The 4973-nt window shown below is 74.6% G+C and carries 3 protein-coding genes; all 3 read left to right on the forward strand.

Features of this window, described 5'->3' with window-relative positions:
- The first annotated feature begins 125 nt into the window (after positions 1 to 125).
- The 3 genes from ACFWFR_RS05715 (at position 126) to holA (ending at position 4839) form a co-directional block, all read left to right on the forward strand.
- Complete coding sequence (locus ACFWFR_RS05715) at positions 126 to 2651, forward strand: ComEC/Rec2 family competence protein (protein ID WP_377621759.1); 2526 nt, start codon at positions 126 to 128, stop codon at positions 2649 to 2651.
- Positions 2652 to 2787: 136 nt separating this feature from the next.
- Positions 2788 to 3420 (forward strand): hypothetical protein, encoded by a 633-nt coding sequence (locus ACFWFR_RS05720; RefSeq protein ID WP_377621761.1) that lies wholly within the window; start codon positions 2788 to 2790, stop codon positions 3418 to 3420.
- Between the two features lie 402 nt (positions 3421 to 3822).
- Positions 3823 to 4839, forward strand: coding sequence for a DNA polymerase III subunit delta (holA, locus tag ACFWFR_RS05725; RefSeq protein WP_377621762.1), 1017 nt, complete (start codon positions 3823 to 3825; stop codon positions 4837 to 4839).
- Positions 4840 to 4973 lie beyond the last annotated feature (134 nt).

Genomic DNA, 4973 nt, shown 5'->3' on the forward strand with positions numbered 1-4973 from the left:
CGCGGGGGTGGGGGGGGGGCGGCGCGCCGGGGGGGGGTTGGGGGGGGGCCCCCCGACCCCGGGCCTGGGGGGCGGGGGCGCGGGGCGGCGCCCCGGCGACCCACCCCGCCCCGGGCGCGGCCCCAGTGCTCACCCCGCGCCAGGTCTCGGCGACCGACCTTCGACTGGTCCCGGGGGCGCTCGCGGCCTGGGGTGTCGCGTGGTGGCTCGCCGCTGCGGGGCCCGGGATGGTCCTTGCAGGAGCGGCGGCCGCGGCGGGACTGCTCGCGCTGCTCGGCGCGCTGCTGCTCGTGCGGCGCGCGAACCCGCCCCGAGGGCTCGGTCAGTGCCTCCTCGTGACGGCGTGCGTGCTCGCGGTCCTGCTGGGCGGGGCAGCAGACCTCGTCGCGCGGGAACGTGGGGGAGCCGCGGACCTCGCGGCCGAGGGCGCGTCGGTCGAGGTCGTCGGCCGGGTCGTCAAGGAGGCCGTCGAGGTCACCAACCCGTGGTCGGGGTCCTCGGACAGCGTGCGCACGACGCTCGAGCTGACGACGGTCCAGGGGCGAGGTGTCACAGCACCGGGGGGAGGGCAGGTCGACGTGCTGGGCGACCCGTCCTGGGCCGACGTCGACTACGGGGCCGAGGTCCGCGCGTCGGGCCGGCTCCTGCGCGCCGAACCTGGCGACCGGGCGGCAGCCACGCTCGTCGCGAGCGGGCCGCCGGTCGAGACGGCCGAGCCCCTGCCCGCGCTGCGAGTCGTCAACACGCTCCGGACCGACCTGCTGACGGCCTCGGACGGGCTGCCCGCGGACGCCCGTGCGCTGCTCCCGGGCGTCGCGGTCGGCGACACCTCGCGCATCGACGACGAGCTCGACGCGGCTCTCAGGACCACCGGCCTCACGCACGTCACCGCGGTCTCGGGCGGGCACTTCGCGATCGTCGTGGCGGCCGTGACCGCGCTGTGCGCGCTGGCCCGGGCGCCGCGCGGTGTGCGCATGGGGGTGACGGGCCTCGTCATGGCGGGGTTCGTGCTGCTCGTCCATCCCGACCCGAGCGTGCTGCGTGCCGCGGCCATGGGGGTGGTCGGGCTGGTCGGGATCGGGCTGGGACGCCCCTCGCGCGCCGTCCCCGCGCTCGCGTGCATCGTCGTGGTGCTCCTCGTGCTGGACCCGTGGCTCGCGCGCTCGTACGGGTTCGTGCTGTCGAGCGTCGCGACCGCCGCCCTCGTGCTGGGTACCCAGCCCGTGGCACGACGTCTCGCACCGTGGATCGGCAGAGGGCCGGCGTTCGCGCTCGCGGTCCCGCTGACGGCCCAGCTCGCGTGCGCGCCGGTCCTGGTCCTGCTCGACCCGTCGATCGCGACGTACGCCGTGCCGGCGAACCTGGTCGCGGCGCCCGCGCTCGTGCCCGCGACGGTGCTCGGGGTGCTCGCGACGCTCGTGGCCCCCTGGTTCCCGCTCGGCGGGGTCGTGCTCGCGTGGCCTGCGGGCCTCGCGTCCTGGTGGATCGCGGCGGTCGCCCGGTCCTTCGCCGGGCTGCCCGGGGCGAAGGTGCCGTGGCCCGGTGGTCCGCTGGGCGCGTCGGCACTCGCCCTGCTGACCCTCGCAGCACTGGTGCTGGTGTGGCGATGGCGGCGGGTGGCGGGTCTGCTGGGCGTGCGGGTCCCGTGGAGCCGGGGGAGCGGCTGGCCGCACACGTGGCGCACGGCGGTACGCGCGGGTGTCCGGGAGGCGTTCGCAGCCCGACGACGACGCGCCACGCTGCAACTCGTCGCGGCCTGGGCCGTGGTTGCCGTGGGAGTGGCCGGTTGCGTGGTGATCGCGTGGCCCCGTTGGATCGCCCCCGCCGGTCAAGACGTCCCGCCGGACTGGGTCGTGGCCGCGTGCGACGTCGGCCAGGGGGACGGGCTCGTGGTCCGGACCGGCGACGGGCGCGGACTCATGATCGACGTCGGTCCGGCAGGCGACGCCGCAGGGCGGTGCCTCGACCACCTCGAGATCGAGCGCCTCGACCTGCTCGTGCTGACCCACTTCCACGCCGACCACGTCGGAGGGCTCGACGCCGTGCTGGACGGGCGGCAGGTGGGACGAGCGCTCGTGACCGGGCTCGGTGACCCTGCCGAGCAGGCCGAGTGGGTGCTCGACGACCTCGCCGACCGAGGTGTTCCCGTGGAGGTGGCCGAACCCGGCGCGGGCGGCACGCTCGGCGACGTGTCGTGGGAGGTGCTGCAGGCGGGCTCCACGCCCGGTCCCGGCACCTCCGCAGACGGACGTCCCCGTCTCGCCGAGGCGGACGGGGGAGCCAACGACGCGAGCATCGTGCTGCGTGTCGTCACCCCGCAGCTCACGCTCGTGGCGCTCGGCGACCTGGAGGACGCGGGACAGGAGGCCTTGGACCAGACGCTGCGGGCGCACGGCGGCGACGTGTCGGTCGACGTCGTCAAGGTCGCGCACCACGGCTCACGCGTCCAGTCCCCACGACTCGCCGCGACGCTCAGCCCCGCGGTCGCGATCGTCAGCTCGGGCGAGAACACGTACGGGCACCCGACCGAGGAAGCCCTCGACCTCTACGCGGGCGTCGGGGCCGCGGTGCTGCGCACCGACCGGTGCGGGACCTTCGCGCTCGTCGTGCGCGACGGGGCGCTCGCGGTCGCCGGGTGCAGGGACGGGTGACCACGAGGAAGGGCGACGTGGTGTCGTGCGCGGAAGACGCTGAGCCCGCACGTCGTGGACAGGCGGGTCGTGCCTGCGTCAGACTCACCTCGGGACCAGACCGGACCCGGTCCAGCCACACGACGAAGGGTGAGGCATGGCGGTGCTCGTGCTGCAGGACGAGTTCGCTCCGCTGCTCCTTGCACGGGGCTTCGTGCGGTCGAACAAGGTGTTCCGGAGGACGCCCGGCGACGGTATGGGGATGACGGTCTGGCTGAATCCCGAGAACCGGCTGAAGCACGTCCGGACGGTCAACGTCGACTGCTGGGTGGACGACGAGGACCAGGGGTGGCTCTACAGCCTGGACCAGGCCCGGGCCGTCTCGGAGATCGAGCGGCGTGGAGCCGGGGCGTCGTTCGACTACACCCCGGACATGCCGGACTGGCCGGCGGTCATCGTCGAGGACTTCGTACGGGTTACCCTGCCGTTCATCGATGCGTGCACCAGCCCGGCGGCACTGTGCGACCTGCTGCTCGAAGGCCGCGTCCCGCCGTCGAACATGAAGCGGGCGCCGGTCGGCTGGTTCGAGGATGTGTGGTCGATCGCCGACAGGGCGCGGCTCTCCGGGTACGGCGACACGGCGCTGGAGAGTCTCAGCTCTCTGCAGCTCACCCGGTCCGATTACGACAACGTCCAGTGGTGGGCTGTCCAGCAAGGGATCGACGATCTCGTCCTGAACGCCCCGCTGCCAAGTGCTCGGCGCTGGTTCGGCCGTCGCCGTCAGCGCTGAACGTCACGGGTGGGACGAAACTCTGGAGGGGGCTGCGGCGTGAACGACCGCCCGCAGGTCAGGACATCCTCGCCGGGTCGTTCGATCTGCCGGTCGGTGCAGGGGACGTGAGAGCGGAAAACGACACGGACCGGAGGTGGATGGAGGACCAGGGGGCAGGCGAACGGGTGGTGGTCGACCGTCGAGCATGCGGCTCTCGTGCGGATTCCGCGGATTCGCGACACCAACCGCATGCTCGGCCGGCCCCGCGGGGCGCTGACCGCCCCTGGGTCAGCGCCGTCCATGTGGCAGCACAGCGTTCCCGGGACAGCCCCGCCCCGGTCGGCCGCGCGTCAGCGAGCCGGGCCCCGCCATGCATCGGCGATGTGCCCCCGGTGGGTGGCCCGTGGGATCGTTGTGCCCATGGCTCCCGCTCCCTCCCGCACCTCCGCCCGCCCGTCCGCGACGCTCCCGTGGAACGCGGTCGAGCTCGCTCCCGTGGTGCTGGTGCAAGGGCCCGAGGGCCTGCTCGCGGAGAGGGCCGTCGACTCGTTGTTCGAGCTCGCGCGGGCCCGCGACCCGGAGGCGGAGAAGTCCGAGATCGAAGCCGTGACCTACCAGTCGGGCATGCTGACGGTCGCGGCGAGCCCGTCGCTCTTCGGCGAGCCCAAGTTCGTGGTGGTGCGTGGCGCGGAGGCCGCAGCCGACGCGCTCATCCCCGACGTGGTGGACTACGTCGCCTCGCCGGACCCGGAGACGACCGTCGTGGTCGTGCACGGCGGCGGCGTCCGGGGCAAGAAGATGCTCGACGCGATCCGTGCGAGCGGCGCGCCGGTCGTGGCGTGCGAGGCCATCAAGAAGGACGCCGACAAGCTCTCGTTCGTCGCCGCGGAGTTCAAGGCGGCAGGCCGCCGAGCCGACGCGGGGGCTGTCAAGGCGCTCGTCGAGGCGCTCGGGAACGACCTGCGCGAGCTCGCGAGCGCGTGCGCGCAGCTCGTCGCGGACACGACGGGCACCATCAACGCCGCGACGGTCGACAGGTACTACGGCGGGCGCGTCGAGGCGAGCGGCTTCCGCGTGGCCGACGCCGCCGTGGCGGGCAAGGCGGGCGAGGCCGTGTCCCTGCTGCGCCACGCCCTGGCGACGGGAGCGGACCCCGTGCCGCTCGTCGCGGTGCTCGCGATGAAGCTCCGCACGCTCGCCAAGGTCGCGGCCATGCGCGGGCGTGGTGGAGCGTCGGCCAAGGACCTGGGGCTGGCCCCCTGGCAGATCGACCGGGCGCGCAAGGACCTCTCGAGCTGGACCCCGGAAGGCCTCGCGGCCGCGATCACGGCGGTCGCCCAGGCGGATGCCGAGGTCAAGGGCGGCGGGCGCGACCCGGTGTTCGCGGTCGAGCGCGCGGTCCTGGTGATCGCGGGGGCGCACGGCACGGGCCGCTGATCACGGCAGGCCGGGCGACGGTGACCCCGTGAGCCGGCCAGGATCGCAGCGGCCGGGGCACGCCGGTCAGGACGAGCTCTCCGCGCCCGCCCCCGGACGCACGAGAGGCGCTGCTCCGTGGAGGGAGCAGCGCC

This window comes from Oerskovia sp. NPDC060287 (assembly GCF_042726775.1).
In the GTDB taxonomy this organism is placed as follows: Bacteria; Actinomycetota; Actinomycetes; order Actinomycetales; family Cellulomonadaceae; genus Oerskovia; species Oerskovia merdavium.